This is a genomic window from Bartonella sp. AP19HLJMH (assembly GCF_042196245.1).
GTDB lineage: Bacteria > Pseudomonadota > Alphaproteobacteria > Rhizobiales > Rhizobiaceae > Bartonella.
On record NZ_JBHIPX010000003.1, the window covers coordinates 60847 to 78075 of the forward strand.

General features: G+C 39.1%; 12 protein-coding genes and 1 pseudogene. 5 read left to right on the top strand and 8 right to left on the bottom strand.

Going from position 1 to position 17229, the window contains the following annotated elements; translation table 11 throughout:
- Window positions 1-754 precede the first annotated feature (754 nt).
- Window positions 755-2191 (bottom strand): pyruvate kinase, encoded by a 1437-nt coding sequence (pyk, locus tag ACFINR_RS02835; RefSeq protein ID WP_375652458.1) that lies wholly within the window; start codon window positions 2189-2191, stop codon window positions 755-757.
- On the bottom strand, window positions 2188-2676 hold the full coding sequence (locus ACFINR_RS02840; protein ID WP_375640606.1) for a DUF1036 domain-containing protein: 489 nt from the start codon (window positions 2674-2676) through the stop codon (window positions 2188-2190). Before ACFINR_RS02840 ends, pyk begins: the two co-directional genes overlap by 4 nt.
- 262 nt (window positions 2677-2938) lie before the next feature.
- Here ACFINR_RS02840 and ACFINR_RS02845 point away from each other — a divergent pair, with 262 nt between their 5' ends.
- On the top strand, window positions 2939-3199 hold the full coding sequence (locus ACFINR_RS02845) for a DUF2312 domain-containing protein (protein WP_005774567.1): 261 nt from the start codon (window positions 2939-2941) through the stop codon (window positions 3197-3199).
- 532 nt (window positions 3200-3731) lie between these two features.
- Here the strand turns inward: ACFINR_RS02845 and rimJ are convergent.
- The 4 genes from rimJ to ACFINR_RS02870 all read right to left on the bottom strand — a co-directional run bounded on the left by rimJ (window position 3732) and on the right by ACFINR_RS02870 (window position 7851).
- Entirely contained in the window at window positions 3732-4295 is a 564-nt protein-coding gene (gene rimJ / locus ACFINR_RS02850) for a ribosomal protein S5-alanine N-acetyltransferase (RefSeq protein ID WP_375652485.1), read from the bottom strand.
- Window positions 4296-4866: 571 nt separating this feature from the next.
- Window positions 4867-6729, bottom strand: coding sequence for an ABC-F family ATP-binding cassette domain-containing protein (locus ACFINR_RS02860; protein ID WP_375652486.1), 1863 nt, complete (start codon window positions 6727-6729; stop codon window positions 4867-4869).
- Entirely contained in the window at window positions 6729-7115 is a 387-nt protein-coding gene (locus ACFINR_RS02865; protein ID WP_375613186.1) for a hypothetical protein, read from the bottom strand. The genes ACFINR_RS02860 and ACFINR_RS02865 overlap by 1 nt, the downstream gene beginning before the upstream one ends.
- Before the next feature lie 100 nt (window positions 7116-7215).
- The gene (locus ACFINR_RS02870; protein WP_375621008.1) at window positions 7216-7851 is read right to left on the bottom strand and encodes a thiamine diphosphokinase; all 636 of its coding nucleotides are present in this window, start codon (window positions 7849-7851) and stop codon (window positions 7216-7218) included.
- Between the two features lie 147 nt (window positions 7852-7998).
- Between ACFINR_RS02870 and ACFINR_RS02875 the strand changes: the two genes are divergently transcribed.
- A complete protein-coding gene (locus tag ACFINR_RS02875; protein ID WP_375652459.1) occupies window positions 7999-9576 on the top strand; it encodes a M48 family metalloprotease in 1578 nt (525 codons plus the stop codon).
- Window positions 9577-9882: 306 nt separating this feature from the next.
- On the opposite strand, the gene ACFINR_RS02880 is transcribed toward ACFINR_RS02875, so the two are convergent.
- A complete protein-coding gene (locus ACFINR_RS02880) occupies window positions 9883-10794 on the bottom strand; it encodes an RNA polymerase factor sigma-32 (RefSeq protein ID WP_375613183.1) in 912 nt (303 codons plus the stop codon).
- Between the two features lie 576 nt (window positions 10795-11370).
- Here ACFINR_RS02880 and ACFINR_RS02885 point away from each other — a divergent pair.
- The 3 genes from ACFINR_RS02885 to ACFINR_RS02895 all read left to right on the top strand — a co-directional run bounded on the left by ACFINR_RS02885 (window position 11371) and on the right by ACFINR_RS02895 (window position 14202).
- On the top strand, window positions 11371-12951 hold the full coding sequence (locus ACFINR_RS02885) for a hypothetical protein (protein ID WP_375613182.1): 1581 nt from the start codon (window positions 11371-11373) through the stop codon (window positions 12949-12951).
- Between the two features lie 21 nt (window positions 12952-12972).
- Window positions 12973-13314 (top strand): ferredoxin FdxA, encoded by a 342-nt coding sequence (gene fdxA / locus ACFINR_RS02890; protein WP_015856977.1) that lies wholly within the window; start codon window positions 12973-12975, stop codon window positions 13312-13314.
- Between the two features lie 303 nt (window positions 13315-13617).
- Window positions 13618-14202, top strand: coding sequence for a CarD family transcriptional regulator (locus tag ACFINR_RS02895; protein WP_273790499.1), 585 nt, complete (start codon window positions 13618-13620; stop codon window positions 14200-14202).
- A 906-nt stretch (window positions 14203-15108) separates the two neighbouring features.
- On the opposite strand, the pseudogene ACFINR_RS02900 reads toward ACFINR_RS02895, so the two are convergent.
- Window positions 15109-15828 (bottom strand): annotated as a pseudogene (locus ACFINR_RS02900) (tyrosine-type recombinase/integrase); the annotation flags it as partial.
- Between the last annotated feature and the right edge of the window lie 1401 nt (window positions 15829-17229).

Sequence of the window (17229 nt, forward strand, 5' to 3'; positions counted from 1 at the left end):
AAATCTCCAAGCTTAATAAAAGAAAGAGCAAGTCGGCATCATCATTATAGTCAGCCCTCAATATTGCGATAGCCCCCTTGGCTCGTAAAACGATTCATAAGAGGGACGCCTTTCTTGTACAGCTTTTTCCCATAAAACCCACCCGCTTGTGATGTACAAACAAAGAGTTATGATTAACAAAACATAAATAAATTTAAGAGAATCTTACGGAATTCGGGGTTCTAATTCAAGTTTAATAACGATAAATTATCATTATAAATCAATATGTTGCAAATGCTTCGACAAAGCATATTTTAAAAACACATTCACCCATCACTTTTTCTCATAACATACCAGTACGATTTTTTAGGCACATAATTTTAATTTTATTCAATTCTGTTTGCAAAAGTTTAAAATGGGAAAAATTTCAAGGCTCTTATCCAAAAAGCGAAAGAATGAACTCTCATTATCAATAAACATCTCGCTCGTATAAACATCAATAAAGCAATCCCCAATCTGTCTCAATGAAATAAAAGGGGGGCTCCCATTAAATGCCTACCGTAAAAGCAGTTTCCTCAGAACTAAAACAAAATCAACAGACAACATCACCGCATCTGCTTCCATCCCCAAACTGGACGACCTAATGCAACACCTTGCTATCTTACGATAGGAGATAAAAGAATAATGGGTCTATGGAGGCATTCACAAGAAGCGCACACCCGTTGTTTTTAAAGCCTGTTCAAAGGCGCATGAAAAAACACCATGCGTAAACGGCTCAAATCCCTTTCGTTCCATCTTGAGAGACAGAAGCAATACGCAAGAGATTTGTCGCACCGGGCGTTCCAAGAGGAACACCGGCTGTTACAAGGAAACGATCCCCTCCTTGGCAAAAGCCTTCCTGAAATGCAATGGCTGCTGCTCGATCAACCATATCTTCTAAATTGCGAGCATCTTGCGTGACCACACAATGAAGCCCCCAAACGAGAGCCAAACGCCTTGCTGTTTCCACAATGGGCGATAAAGCAATAATCGGTCTATTAGGGCGTTCACGAGAGGCGCGCACCCCCGTTGTTCCTGAAGCCGTATAGGCAACGATAGCGGATAGAGCAAGTGTTTCAGCAATCTGACGCGCAGCAAGAGAAATCGCATCCGTTCCTGTTGATTCTGGTGCTGGATGTTGTGCTCCAACCTGAGCGGCATAAGTGTGATCCTGTTCGATTTGTCGCGCGATTCGGTCCATCATAAGCACAGCTTCTTCAGGATAACGACCAGAAGCAGATTCAGCAGACAACATCACCGCATCTGTTCCTGCATAAACTGCTGTAGCAACATCCGACACTTCTGCGCGTGTCGGAACAGGAGATGTAATCATTGATTCAAGCATTTGTGTTGCCACCACAACCGGTTTTCCAGCTAAACGACAAGCTTTTATGAGCTCCATCTGAAGTGCAGGGACCTTTTCCAAAGGCATTTCCACACCGAGATCACCCCGTGCAATCATAATGCCATCGGAAATTTCAATAATCTTCTCTATATGCTCCAAGGCTTGAGGCTTTTCGATTTTAGCCATCAAAGACACCTTGTTTTTCGTCAACTGACGCACCGCTATAATATCTTCTGGACGTTGAATAAAAGAAAGTGCAACCCAATCAACAGGCTGCTGTAACAGAGCCTGAAGATCCTCCTTATCTTTTGACGTCATCGAATCAAAAGGCAAAATTGTATCGGGAAAACTGACACCCTTTCGATCAGAAATACGGGTACCAGCAACCACGCGACACTGTACAAAGTGATCATCACAAACTTGCGCACGCAGTTCCACCCTTCCATCATCAATCAACAACCGGTCCCCTGGTTTAACAGCCGAAAATACATCCTCATGAGGGAAAAAAACACGCTGTGCATCACCAAGAACATCGCGATTATCTAATGTAAAGCTTTGCCCAACACGCAAATCTTCTTGCCCCTTAGCAAAACGCCCCACACGCAGTTTTGGCCCCTGAAGATCCACCAAAATACCAATGGGGCGTCGAACTGTTTTTTCAACTTCTCGTATAGACTCGACCAAATCACCCAGCATATCACGATCAGTATGGCTCATATTAAGACGAAAAACGTCTGCCCCTGCCCTAAAAAGCTTCTCAATCATCAAACGAGAAAAAGAAGAAGGACCAAGAGTCGCAATAATTTTTACTTTACGTGCACGTTTCACGGTGGAGAATTTCCTGAAAGAGAAGGTATAACTGAATTGTTTAACAAAGACTCATCCGTCAACTGTACCATCCAACTGGTTTGATTTCCGGTATCGATCTCTTTAAATTCAGCCTTTTGATATCCTCGAGGGAAACAATCATGAACCCCTTGAATGGTAAACTGGCTATCTTGCACACACATGGTCACAGAGCCTGCCCAGTTCCCTTTTTTTTGTGCCCCTTCCGCATAAAAATAATAAAACCGTGAAGCAAGGGGCCCCTCAATTAAGGTTTTACATTCCGTCACTGGTACAGTCCACCAGCCTTCGCTCACCCACCCTGAAAATGTACGATATCCAAGAGCAACCCCTACAGACTGTTGGGTTGTATTACAAACCCTAAAGTCAGCTTTTGCAAAAACAACAAGGGGAAACAAGAGCAAAATGCTCAAAAGAAAAACTTTTAATCCTTTCTGAAGCACCCAATATCGTTTTTTTAAAATCACAAAACTTCCTCTATAATGCCAAATTCTCAAAACAAATTACACATTTCTTTTTTTAAAGCTTTTCAAATCTAAAACGTATATTTTTATATTTTTCTTTTTATAGCCCTTTTATCAATGCATATATCTTAAAAATTTTACAAAATATTTAAAGTCAATTTGTAAAAAAGCTGTGTAGCTTGATTTACTTTTTGTTTTCAAGCTTTTTTAACATAAATTCGTCGTCGAAAAACAACTTAAAATATATAACTTGGAGAAAAATACAATGAACGATACAGTAACCGATCAAACACACGCTATATCCGTAAACCAATTACGCTCTTTTATCGAACGTATTGAACGACTAGAAGAAGAGAAAAAAACCATTTCTGATGATATTAAAGACGTTTACACTGAACTTAAAGGCTCTGGTTTTGATAGTAAAGCTGTTCGAAGCATTATACGGCTGCGTAAAAAAGAAGAGCATGAAAGAATGGAAGAAGAAGCAATCATTGAACTTTATAAAAATGCGCTTGGTATGAATTAAAACCATTGATAACATTGGAAATTTTCTTAAGAAAAGAAAATACAAAAAACAAATGAATGTATAAAAATTTCACCCAAACAATAAGCCGTTTGTGTAACTTGTAACGAGACTATCGGTCACAGAATACACAATATTGCAACAGCCCTCACATTTAAAAGGATTTATACAGAGAATTTTTATTCTTGTTCTTCAATAATTTTTATCCACATAAACCCTCACTTGTATGCCAACCTATGCCAACTCAGTTTGTGATGTGCAAGAGAGGTGTTTTTATGATTAAACATCAATAAATTTGAAATGAGAAAGTCTTCCGATATTGAGGACTCTCTTCAAATTGAAAAAAATGAATTATGATGATAAATCAATTTATTATCTACGAAAAGAAACATATGAAAGCGGTCAGCCGTTGAAATCCGCTAAACGAGAGTCTGAACTGTTTACAAAAGAAGAGGTGGTTAAGGATCTTCGTCTTTTAGGATAGGGAAAAGTGCAGCATATTTACACATTTGATAAAAAGACCCTTAACAAAACTTTATTCGAATCTATTAACGGACTCATAAAGATCATTGATTCGAGAGGTTAGAATGTGATCTCTCCATTTTCCAGAAATCATCAAATAGTCTTTGGCATAGCCTTCTTTTTCAAAATGAAGGCGTTTTAATAAACGTTCGCTTTTTATGTTCTCAGGTCTATAATTTGCCATCACTCTATGCAGATGATAAACATGAAAGATATGGCGTATTAGAGCCGATAAACTCTCACACATGAGACCTTTGCCTTGTTGTTTTTCATCAAGAGAAAAACCAAGATGACAGGCTTGAAAAACACCCCGAACCACATTTGTAAAATTCACAACACCGATGACTGTATTTTCATTTTTTAATCGTACAGCATATCGGTATGCTTGTCCCTGTGCACTTTCACAAGCAAATGCATTGGCTCGTGTTTCCCAAGCTGTTAGGCTGTGGTAACCATCAGATCTAACAGGTTCAAAAGGACGCAGATGATTCGCATTACGGAGGAAATAAGAAGACAGTTCAGCTGCATCTTCTAAACTGATCAATGTGGAAATTGTTCGCTTTGTTTTAATTGCCATCATTTTCTCCTCCTAGAAATGTTGCAATAACACATTGATTTATCTTAACAAATCATCATTTTTAAACTCAAATCATAACATCGAATACAAACAGCTTTCCTCATCACAACACTTCTCACGTTAGAATTAATAAGGATCATTTGCTTTTCCGTCATAAGTGGGGTTGGTGTATTTAGGATATAAGGTAAAGACAAGGGCATGTTTCTTACGAATGCTCTCAAATTCCAAAGGAGCTGCAAGCAACATTGGGGACTGGCAAGGTATGCAAGGGAATTCGCGTACTTCCATATACGAAATTTTGAAAAAACTCACGGCAAAGGTAGTTTTGTTTCTTTGCCTTGTAAGCTCAGAGCATGCTTGTTTTGCGCTATCATATCACTGTCCCCCCATATACAAATCCCAATGACCATCGCCTTAAGGTGCTATATGTTACAGTGCGATCTAAAAAGTCTCTGTCATAACTCGTCAACAACACTATTCCCGCTAAATCAGCCAAAAACTCTTGTAACAAATCAAAGAAAAGCGATGATGCAATACAAATTAAAATGCTTAGATATTAATATCTAAAACATTACCGTGAACACGCTTCCATTTCTTCGCGTAAAATTTCAAGTTCTAACCATTCTTCTTCTTTTTGTGTGCAAGTATTTTTCTTTTTTTCCAACGTTGTTGATAAACGCTCAAAACGCTCTTTATCACTGCGATAAAGGGCTGGATCAGAGAGTTCTTGCTCAATTTTTTTGATTTCGTCCTGTAAAACAGCAATTTCTTCAGGCAATTTTTCCAATGCATAAACCTGCTTATAAGACAATTTACTTCGTGTTTTTTTCTCTCGCCCTATCAAGCTATGATCTATTGATGTATCCTGTTTTGAAAGCTCTCCCGCATGAGATTTTGAAGGTGCTTTACGCTGCGATAATTCTGTTCTTTTGCGTTGTAAGCGAAGAGCATGCTGGTTTTGCGCCATCATATCACTATAGCCGCCCGCATACAAAACCCAATGACCATCACCTTGAGGTGCCAACATATGCGTTACAGTACGATCTAAAAAGTCTCTGTCATGGCTGACCAACAATACTGTCCCCGCAAAATCAGCAATAAATTCTTGCAACAAATCCAAAGTTTCCATATCCAAATCATTGGTCGGTTCATCAAGAATCAAAAAGTTTGCAGGACGAGAAAGAAGTCGTGCAAGCATGAGGCGTGCTCTTTCTCCCCCTGAAAATTCTTTAAGGGGAGTGCGAGCTTGTTCCGGTAAAAATAAAAAGTCTTTCATATAAGAAACGACATGCCGCTCCAGCCCATTGATCACAAGAGTATCACCTCTTCCTCCCGTTAAATAATGCGCTAAAGTTTCTTCTTCATTTAAAATACGTTGCTGATCAAGCAATGCCATAGAGAGGTTATAGCCATGCCTCACCGTTCCACTATCCACGGCTTCTTGCCCAATTAATGCAGAAAGGAGCGTTGTCTTTCCGATTCCATTGGGTCCTACCAAACCGATTCGATCACCCCGCTGAATGCGCAAAGAGAAATCTTTCACGATAATGCGATCACCATAGGATTTTGAAATTTTCTTTGCTTCAAGCACCAATTGCCCAGAATCATGACTTTTTGCTGCTGTCAAAAGTGCATTTCCTGGCTGCCCTTTATAGGTTTGATGACGCTGTCTTAAGTCTTTTAATTCGCCTAAGCGCCGTACATTACGCTTACGCCGTGCGCTCACGCCATAACGCAACCATTGCTCTTCACGAGCAATTTGGCGCCCCAATTTATGCTGTTCGATGGCTTCTTCTTCCAGTGCTTTATCACGCCAATTTTCAAACTCAGAAAAACGCTTTTCCAGTCTTTTGGTTGTGCCACGATCAAGCCATACCGTTGACCGTGTAACATTTTCTAAAAATCGTCGATCATGGGAAATCACCACAATCGCTGAACGCAAAGAAGCCAAAACAGCTTCCAGCCATTCAATAGTTGGTAAATCAAGATGATTGGTTGGTTCATCTAAGAACAAAATATCGGGTTTTGCAGCAATGGCCCGTAACAATGAAACACGCCGCTTTTCGCCTCCCGAAAGCGTTTCCAATTTTTCCGTCCCAGAAAACCCTAAATTTGTGCGAAGCGTATTGATCCACTGGACATCAGATATATCATCCAGCCCCGCTTCCATATAAGCATTAATATCTTCAAATCCTGAACAATCCGGATTTTGTGAGACATAACGGAGCGTTACTCGCGGGTGGCGAAAAATTTCGCCACCATGAGGTTCTAATATTCCTGCGGCAATTTTTAATAAGGTCGATTTTCCACAACCATTACGGCCGACCAGCGCAATACGCGCCCCCTGCTCAACCGATAAACAAGCTTGATTGAGCAAAGGCGTTTTTCCAAAATTTAAGAAAATGCGGTCAAGCCGCAAAAGCGGCACCGCCATTAACGAACGCGGCGCGGACAAGGTGCTTTATACATCACCCCTCTTGCATCACGGTAAGCACACAATTGCCGTACAGGGACTCTCTGTCCACAAGGTGCTTGGTAAACATGCCCTCTACGACCACGATACGTGCACAATTGTGATGCCTGTCTTTGTTGTTTTCTTTGATTTGCAGCTGCACCTGTTACTGTTCCAGCCAAAGCACCAAATGCTGCACCGGTAAGTGCTGCTCCAGGCGTACTTCCAGCAATAGCAGTTCCAGCCAAAGCACCGATTGCTGCTCCTCCTACGCCGTAACGTGCAACGCGTTCATCGTTTGTAGTACAAGCGACTGAACTGAAACCAATGGCTGAAACAACGGCCACTTTAAAAATTGATTTTAACATATCAAAACCTTTCCTTCTCAAGATCAATACATATATCGTTTATGTCGGCACTTCATCACTAGGCCCCCCCCTGCCTTATTCAAAATATATTGGAAGAGCTTTATGGAATAGGTACAGACGCTAACAATATAGCTTTTCCAGAACCTAAATGGCAAGAAAAGGTTCCACAAATACGGTTAGAAAGTGTTAAAGAAGAGCCAAATGACACATTTTTGTCACAAATTGGCCATTTTACCCCTTTAAGAGTTAAACTTTTTAAATCAGAAAAACCGATAATACTAAACAAACATCCCTTAGGCAAATCATACGAACAAGGTTTTGACAAAACCGGCCAACCTTCTTCCAAACCGCTTGTCAACAACACTGAAATACCCCTTTCAGCCATCATCAACGCTTGCGTCATATGAGAAAGGCTATGATCACTTCGCTCCCCTCCCAAAGCACCACACAAAATAAGCTTTTTAGCGCCATTTTGCAGCGCTCTTTCACATGCCAGAGCACTATCTGTCATATCTTTATCAGAGGGAAAAACTTCACGCGGAACATGACTATATTGACGTATTAAGTTCTCATCTGATGAATCAAAGTCCCCTAACCACAACTCAGGCGTCACATTAAGCGCTGCCGCATGACGCATACCACCATCAGCAGCAATTACCCGACTGTTTTGAATTTGATTAAGCAAACGATCAGTGATATGAACATCCCCATTTAATAATATCGTAAATGTTGTCATGCCATACTTTGCCTTTCACAAAATTTTCTTTACAGTGCATCTTTTTATAAGTGAGAGTCATTTTTTATAAACAAAAAGCATGATATAGCCAAACGAATCCTTATCCCTAATGCCTTTCTTAAAAAAACATACGATACAAAGATACAAATGCAATTTGCCAAATTACTCTGCAGAAATAATGTGCACCATGGTCCAACGCACCCCATTTTTCACCGCAATTTTCTTTTTCGCTCTTGCCTGTATAAAGCAACTTTCATAAGTCTAACGTTTCTCCTTTCGGCTTGTCATACACCACTTTCTCAAAATGATAGGCTTTCTTCCACTTCTTCTAAAACGATCAAACGTACCAACAACCACAATATCTATGTCACATTAAGCGCTCTGCAACACCCACGTATTTTGCAAATGTATGGTGGCGCTTATCATGATGCAAAACTTGAACACCTTTTAGCAAAGATTGTCCGTAAACTAGCAGTTGCATCCCATAGTTCTCATCAAAGCTATTCTGTAACAATTTTAAACTCAGAAACTATCAATGCTTTTGCGCTCCCCAACGGCTCGATCTACATCACTCGTGGTATGCTGGCATTAGCCAATGATTCTTCAGAAGTTGCAGCCATTTTAGCCCATGAGATAGCACATATCAGAGCCAATCATGGCATTTTACGCCTGCAAAAAGAAGCCCAATTAAAGATGACCAATCACATGTCTTCACGTCTTCTTTCTTCTATTGGCAAAAAACTTCATAACCCTATGCAAAACAAGCAACAACTCGCGCAATTTTCCCGCAATCAAGAGCTGGAAGCTGACTCCCTTGCGCTCGAAATGCTCCAACAATCAGGATATGATCCTTTTGCTTCACCACGCTTTCTTCAAACAATGGAAGCCTACAGTGCTTTTCGTAATATCTCTGGCACCCAAAATGCCTCTCTAGATTTTTTAGCCTCTCACCCAACTACCCCTCAACGCATTCGGCTTGCGATAGAAAAAGCGCGTAAAATCAGTAAAGGGAATAGTAAAATATCCGATCATGATTCTTTTCTCAAAAGCATTGATGGCATAATTTTTGGAGGAGGCTTTTATACAGGTTTTGTACGAGGCAACCAATTTATTCACCCACAATTGCGCATAGCTTTTTCTGTTCCAAACAATTTTACAATAGAACATTCAGCACACACTGTTTGGGCCAGTGGACCAGATAAAATTGCGATTCGTTTTGATGCTATTCCACATCCTGCTGAAATATCTGCGAGTGATTATTTGAAAAGCGGCTGGATTATCGGTCTAGATCAATCATCTATCCGCCCCATCACAATTCAAGGGCTCCCCAATCAAGAATTTATGCGCCAAGAATCCCAAAGCCAAAGTTTACTTGGAGCGCGGGCCTATGCTACCAATGATCAATGGCAATTTGATGTGGTTGTCATTCCATTCAACAACCACATCTTTCGTTTTTTGACGGCCGCTCCATATAATTCTCGAAATTTTGCAGAGGTTGCCCAAAAAACGCTACAAAGCTTTCATTCTCTTTCATCTTCACAGTTAAAAAAATTGCAGCCCTTAAAAATCCGTGTTGTCCGTGTTAAACAAGGAGAAACCGTTGCCAATCTTGCAGATAAAATGCAATACACACCATATAAAGAAAAACTCTTTCGCATCCTCAACGCCCTCTCACCAACGCAAACTTTACCCGCAGGTACAAAAGTGAAAATTATTACAGAATAAGCCTTTCTTCTCATCCGTTACAGTTTTGATTCTTTTCTGTCTCTATCACGCCCTCCCCCTTAAAGCATATTCGAAAATAAAGAGGAACACTTTAAAATCCAACTTCATCATGCCTTTATAGGTCTCCGTTTGATATATATTTCCTCCAACTAACAGCCCCCTATCTTCCTCTGTTTATCAGTAGCGCCCCCAAGGAGGCATATTCCTAAACAAATATGAACACCCCCTAAAACTGACTTTATCATATTCTCATATGCCCCCACTTAATACATTCTCTTTCCTCCCCCCCCCAAAGCCTTTCACTGCTTATATATCGTAAGCGTCTTCTGAATGAATCGTAAGGAGAGCAGAACGCAATTTTTGCAAAGCCCTAGCTTCAATTTGACGCACGCGCTCTTTCGAGATTCCTAACTTTTCACCTAAAACTTCGAGAGTCGCCCCCTCTTCATTTAAGCGACGAAAGCGAATAATTTCCAACTCCCGTTCGTTGAGAATTTGCAACGCATCGTAAAGCCATTGTGTACGCCGTTGACCATCAATGACTTGCTCAATTAAAGCATCAGGAAGAGGACTATCATCCACCAAAACATCCATCTTAGCAATGGGATTATCACTGTTCTCAGAAACAGAAACACTCAAGGAATTATCAGAACTGGAAAAACGAAAATCCATCGTTTCAACATCGCGCACGGAAACACCGAGTTTTTCAGCGATTGTGCGAAAAATATCCTGTTTTGACAAAGCACTATCATCTTGTATCAGTTTTGCACGCAAACGCCGAAGATTAAAGAAAAGTGCTTTTTGCGAAGAACTCGTTCCCCCTCGAACGATTGACCAATTTCGCAAAATATAATCTTGAATAGAAGCGCGTATCCACCACGTTGCATATGTTGAAAAACGCACTTCCCGATCAGGTTCAAAACGTGCAGCTGCTTCCAATAGTCCCACATACCCTTCTTGTACCAAATCCCCCAATGGCATTTTGAAACGTTTAAAGCGATTAGCAATAGCAATCACTAAACGCATATGAGCCGCTGCAATTTGATGCATGGCATCATCATCACGTTTGTCTTTCCACCGCAGAGCCAAATCATGCTCTTTTTGTCGTTCAAGATAAGGTGCTTGCATAGCAGAACGCATCATATTACGTCCTAAGCTTTTGTCTGCATCGCTATAATTTTTGCTGCTTTTATAAACAGCATTTGAAAGATTACCCATAATAACCCCTTGCGATTAAAATTATCAAAATTGATTTGGCAACGACATCATTGTTCTTCGCTTAAAAAGAACGCAAAAGTTGTTAACTTCTGTGACCACTACTTTAACGTGTAATTTTATAATCGCAATTGTTTTTTTTACTGTCATGGTAAAACTTCTTGACATAAGACACAATTTCACCTGCAAAATGCCTTTACAATATGCCTTTTAGCCTATGAAATATTTGAAAAAACTTTCTCTTCACTTTTCATGACAAAACAGCAAAAAAATAAAGTGATCATGCAAAAGAAATGCCGTTTTTTGATAACCGGTTCCGTTTCCTTTTAAATTGAAGAATTTATTTATGCTTTTAGCTTTACAATACAACTAATAAGTGTAATTTGCAAATATAAAGCATCCAAACTGAATGAAAACTGAATGAAAAAAGAATCATTCAAGTTTTAAAGGCGCAAAGAAACAGCAAAAAATGACAAGAGTGATTGAAGCAAACGCAACAAACGTGTTAAAGAAAGAGCACCATTATGAAATTGTCGCAAAAAGCTTTTGACCAGTGTCACACTGAGAAAGAAAATGATCATGGATAGCAAGATTGTTCAACAGAATGAGATTCTTCAAGATGATATTCTCATTGAAAAACACGGAAGGGGTAAATTTGAAGGTTTTCGTTTTTATGCCAACAAAAACAGTACCGATCAAATAGCTGAGAAGCAAATTTCAACAGAGAATGAGAATTTGATTCTTGCTTTTTCCAAACGCGCGACACGTTTTTGTGCTTCTGCAAATGGAGATTTTACCCTTAGTTCTGATGGAATTGTGCGCTGGATTGGTCAACCCGTAGGACAACTTGTAGCAACAGAAGATTTTTTTAAACCAAAACTGATTGTTTTAGCAGATGAACAACTCACGGGAGAATCCCGCAATAACGTTGTGAAACGATTAGAACGCTTTGTCACCTTTCATTTTGAAACGACTTTAAAACCCCTGTTTGATTTGCGCAATGCTGATAATTTAACGGATTCAACAAACAGTCTTGCTTTACAACTTTTTAACTCTTTAGGGATTTTACCACGCCGCGAAGTCTTAGACATTGTCAAAAACCTTGCGCAAGAATCACGTGCCGTTCTTCGGCGTCTAGGCGTGCGTTTTGGCGCTTTTCATATCTATGTTGCCGGAATGCTTAAACCTGCTCCGGTTCAAGCCATTACTCTCCTGTGGAATCTTCAAAATGCGGGACAAGATCAAACTGGTTTGGGTGAAGTTTTTTCAGCATTATCTGCTGGTCGAACCTCTTTAATTGTTGACCCTACCTATAACCGCCAATTTTATCAATTAGCCGGCTACCGAATCTTAGGACAACGTGCTGTACGGATTGATATTTTAGAACGTCTTGCCAATCTCATCCGTCCCGCACTTCATTGGAAACAAGGAAGTGATCCTAAACCCGATGGAGCCTATGATGGCAAAAGTTTTTTTGTTACACCAGCCATGATGTCCATTCTTGGGGCCAATGGAAACGATATGGAAGAAATCCTCAAAGGACTTGGTTATCAATCGTACAGCATAAGCAATACTGTTTTTGAACAAAATCTCTTTGCACACCAAGCCTCTTCCCCTGTCAATAGGGCAATGCAAGATGTTCCTGCAGCAGAATGCGTTGGAAGTCAATGGCAAACAGTAAGCGATTTAGAAACAACACGAGAAGAAAAAAATACCTCATTCCCAAACACTTCATCCTCTGGTATTGAAAAACATCTCCATAAAACCAATCGTTTACCAGCAGCTGAACCTGTTGGGAATTTTGCCAAATCCCCGCGCTCTACAGAAGAAGATAAAGTTATTTTGTTATGGCATTATAAGCATCAATTCCCCCACCATGCACAAAAAAAACGTGATAAATTAGGAAATAAGTGGCAAAATAAATCGAAGAACGCTGTAAAAAAAGCGGAATACAAAAATGAAAATTCCCCTCAAGAAGCACCATCACAAGCAAAACGCTCTCATAAGTTCCACAAATCCCAAGGAAAACATGCAAATCATAAGCCCTTTCAAAAAGAAAAGCGCCTTAATCCTGATTCACCTTTTGCGAAACTAGCTGTACTACGCGATCAACTCACCAATCATAAAAACACGCACACACTTTCCTCTAAAGAGAATTAAAGTAACAAATGGAGTTTGATCTTGACCCACGTAGTAACCGACAACTGCATTCACTGCAAATATACGGATTGCGTTGAAGTCTGCCCAGTTGATTGTTTTTATGAAGGGGAAAATATGCTTGTTATTCACCCCGATGAATGCATCGATTGTGGTGTTTGCGTGCCAGAATGCCCAGCAGAAGCGATTTTACCTGATACAGAACCAGGATTAGAAAAGTGGTTAGAACTCAATCTTCATTATGCAAACAAATGGCCTAATCTAACCACCAAAAAAGATCCTCTTCCTCAAGCAAAAGAAATGGATGGTGTTCCAAATAAATTAGAAAAGTATTTTTCAGAAAATCCAGGAAGTGGCGAAGAGTAATGATAAAGTGTACACTCTCCTCCTTCAACGATTGAAAGACTTCTCTTGTAAAAATAAAAAATCCTTAAGCGAAATGATTGATTCTTTTAAATTTTGATGTTAGTGTTATTTTAACATGATCATCTTTCTAAGTATTTTTCTTTGCTTGTTATAGTAAAGCGGTGTATTTTTTTTTGATTTAAAAGTACTCGGCTTTTATGCTCACTTAATTGGTACAATATACTTGGTTAAAGAAAACTCAACCCTCAGGTTTATAACCTGTTTTCCGATACATTTGTTGATCATAAGGGAGTAAACTAAAATATGGCATCCCAACATGGAACGTCTTCCAAGACCAAAGAATTTGCAACCTCTGAATATATCGTCTACCCTACGCATGGAGTAGGACAAATTATAGCGATTGAAGATCAAGAAGTTGCAGGACATAAATTAAAACTTTTTGTCATTCATTTCGCGAAAGATAAGATGGATGTCAAAGTCCCCATTGCAAAAGCCCTTTCCGTTGGAATGCGTAAATTATCTGCTAGTGATTCTGTCGAACGTGCCTTAAAAGTTTTACGCGGAAAAGCACGCGTTAAACGGACCATGTGGTCACGTCGTGCACAAGAATATGATGCTAAAATCAACTCAGGAGATCTTATTTGTATCGCCGAAGTGGTCCGTGATCTTTTCCGCTCTAATCTACAGCCTGAACAATCTTACTCTGAGCGCCAACTTTATACAGCTGCTCTTGAAAGAATGGCCCGTGAAATTGCGGTTATCAATAGTCTTTCTGAAACAGAAGCTATCAATCTCATAGAGATGCATCTCTCCAACAAGCCGGAACGCGAGTTTAAAACTGAGAGAGAAGAAACAGATGAAAACAGTAAAGCTGTCTACGCTGCATAATACACTCTTTCATCATAATGATGATATTTCGATAAAACCAGCGAAAAGCTGGTTTTATTTTTTAACATCCTCTCTGCCCTTAAGGACAAAGTTTCTTAACCAGCGCCAATCTATAAACAATCTAACTTTTCGACAAATTCCTCCTCCTTATTTTCTTTCTTTATAGATAACAAACTGATTAATCATCATAATCTAGCATTATTCATATTAAATTAGAATCTTGAATATGGTAAGATTACTCATTTCAAATTGCTCTCATGTTGAATTAATCAAATCACTTGCTTGTCAATCACAAGCGGAGCTGATCTGTGGGTAAAAACTGTACAAAAAGAGCGAGACACTGTCTCAAGCACCAAAGGATATACCAACATTGGAATCTGGCAAGATGTGTAAGGGCAGGGCTTGCTTTTTTATTAAGCGTAAAGATCATAGTGCCGTTTATACACTACACCGAAACTTTACCATTTACCCCCTTCTACAAAACCATTGGAACATTCAAAAACACCATCATAAAATGGATGCCATAAATATTGAAAAATATTCCTTTTAAAAAAAGCGTGACAGTACAACATAAGCATATTTTGTCTTGGGCGCTCTATTTTGCATGAGAAGCATTCCCCCCATTAAAAAACGCGATAAAAAAAGCATGAACTAAAACCATCATCTCCATTCTGTAAAAGGCATTCCAAATACTTTTGAAAGCTGTAAAATTAACTTAAAAAATAACAATAAAAATGAACGTTAGCATTGCCCCTTTCAATTTCATATTTTTCCCAAATGAGGTTTCTCATTTCAGAGATTACGAGATATACGCAATATTCTTACTCCAATCGGACACATAAAATCTAGAATGATTCATAGAACTCTTAAAAGTCTCAATCTCTGTTTCAAACAAACCGCTAAAGATTGGATATTCTCAGCAGGAATTGTCCAGATATCATCTTCAATCTGATCTTCACGAATATGACGCAAAGGATTAGTATGAACGCCTGTCAGGATAAGCAAACGCAAAGCCAGTCGTGTTATGTTTTGTGTTTTACAGAGTAACTGATAAAAGGCAGGAACATCTTTCCAATCCATGGCTAGTCTATTAATAGTTTTATAGCGTTGCTTACCTTAAGAGTGCGCGTGCTTTTTTTTGCTTGTAAATCAACATCCAAACCCAAAGCAACCGCATGCTTAAGACAACGATTAAGACGCTTCAGTGCTTTATCTGCTGTTGCAGCTTTTGCATGCCAAATAGAGGCAAGGGTATTGCGTATCTCTGTTTGCGTAATCTCTGAAACGGGTAGACAGCCTAATTTAGGGAGAATATAAAGGCGTAAGGGTGAAAACCAATCACAAGCTTTACCATCTCTTTTTAATTCAGCTTTACGACTTTCAAATGCATCTAAAGCAATGTTTTTTAAATAATGAAGATTACGCATTGCCTCACGCTTTTGTTTATCGCGTTCTTTAATGGAGTCACGCCCCTCACGTAAAACAGCACCCCACCCAATTGCCAATTCACGGGCTTGTTTTAAAGAAACATCTAGCAACGCTCCCAAGCCCATTTCGCGGCCCCCGTGAAAAGTATAACGGTAAATCCATTGACCACCCCCATCTCTTACGTTTGTGAAGAAGCAAGCCGGTACCATCATTATATTTTCCAGCTCGTGGGTGTTACGACAGCCCTTGGCTCTTAAGACGATTCATAAGAACCATTTCTAGTCCTTTCTTATACAAATTTTATCCACACACTCATCCCACTTGTGACGTGCAAACGAGTGGTTTTGATTGATTCTAGATAGAGAGATTTGAAATAAGTGAATCTTACGTTATTCGGGGTTCTAATCCAATATGAAAAAACTGAATTATATATATAAATCAATATGTTGTCTAGTGATGAACAGATAACAAAAAAATCATAAACTTAGGTAAGCAACACTATAAAATCATTCATAAACCAGCTATGAACTGGAGAATCGTACCGGCTTTGATAAAATACTTTGCTCACCCCCACACATAACATATCTGGTTTTAAGTTTACTTATTTTTACAAGCTGTTCGCAACAAATCCCTTATATTCACAAAAATAAGAAAAATATATAGACAATTCTTAGTTCAAAAACATGAAAATACAGCGTGATATTCATAGAAAAGTCTCATATACCTTTATCATAAAAAGCACTAAAGGTTATTGAATGTATACACCTTCTGTCTTGTAACGGTTTTCTCTTTTCTGCTCATAAGAAAGCACGCTGGCATCAGCATACACTTAACCCAATGTTACAACAATCCTTACATTGGAAAATATTCATTATAAACATTTTTCCTTTTTTATAGAGTTTTCACCCACATGCCAGCCCCACTTGTGACCGAAAAGCAAGTGATTGTCATTGATTCAACATGGGGAAAAATTTGAAATGAGAAAATCCTACGATAGAGCTTCCATTCAAGGCGCAAAACAACAAATGATCTTTATAAATCAATGTGATGTCGATCTCTATTTTTTTAAGGAGAATCACATGTCACAATATAAGTCTATAGACAAACCATTGCCTTAAATATTCTCATAACAAACACCGGAAAACACCGGTATGCTTAAATCCTTACATAGATCAACCGCCTTAAACGATGATATTTTACGGTCTAATAGGATTCTCTCTATAGTCAATAAAGATTAAGTGCGATACAAAATGATTCTATTACTGAGCTAACTTATATCAATACCCAAGCTCTTAACGAAGTCATCATAAAAGACACTGATACAAGCAATCCCTTATAGCCTCTCAAGAAAACAAGAAAATCATCTCCCACAATAGAATCATTTCTCTACAGCAAAACTTTATCCCACACATGTTCTCAAGAAAAAGTGAAAAACGCATCTTACCCAATGCATTCACTAATGAAATAAAAGAAATCCACCACTGGAAAAGAAAGAAAACGCTAAAGTTTTATAACCTCTAAAACGGAACATCCACGATATATTCCTTGTTCCACATCGATAGAAGACGAGATGCAAGGGAACCTCAACATTCATCTTAA

Coding starts and splice junctions, on each gene's coding strand:
- ACFINR_RS02875 (WP_375652459.1), top strand. CDS start 7,999: ATGCAATTTGCCAAATTACTCTGCAGAAATAATGTGCACCATGGTCCA.
- ACFINR_RS02895 (WP_273790499.1), top strand. CDS start 13,618: ATGGCATCCCAACATGGAACGTCTTCCAAGACCAAAGAATTTGCAACC.
- ACFINR_RS02845 (WP_005774567.1), top strand. CDS start 2,939: ATGAACGATACAGTAACCGATCAAACACACGCTATATCCGTAAACCAA.
- ACFINR_RS02860 (WP_375652486.1), bottom strand. CDS start 6,729: ATGGCGGTGCCGCTTTTGCGGCTTGACCGCATTTTCTTAAATTTTGGA.
- ACFINR_RS02865 (WP_375613186.1), bottom strand. CDS start 7,115: ATGTTAAAATCAATTTTTAAAGTGGCCGTTGTTTCAGCCATTGGTTTC.
- rimJ (WP_375652485.1), bottom strand. CDS start 4,295: ATGGCAATTAAAACAAAGCGAACAATTTCCACATTGATCAGTTTAGAA.
- ACFINR_RS02880 (WP_375613183.1), bottom strand. CDS start 10,794: ATGGGTAATCTTTCAAATGCTGTTTATAAAAGCAGCAAAAATTATAGC.
- ACFINR_RS02870 (WP_375621008.1), bottom strand. CDS start 7,851: ATGACAACATTTACGATATTATTAAATGGGGATGTTCATATCACTGAT.
- ACFINR_RS02885 (WP_375613182.1), top strand. CDS start 11,371: ATGGATAGCAAGATTGTTCAACAGAATGAGATTCTTCAAGATGATATT.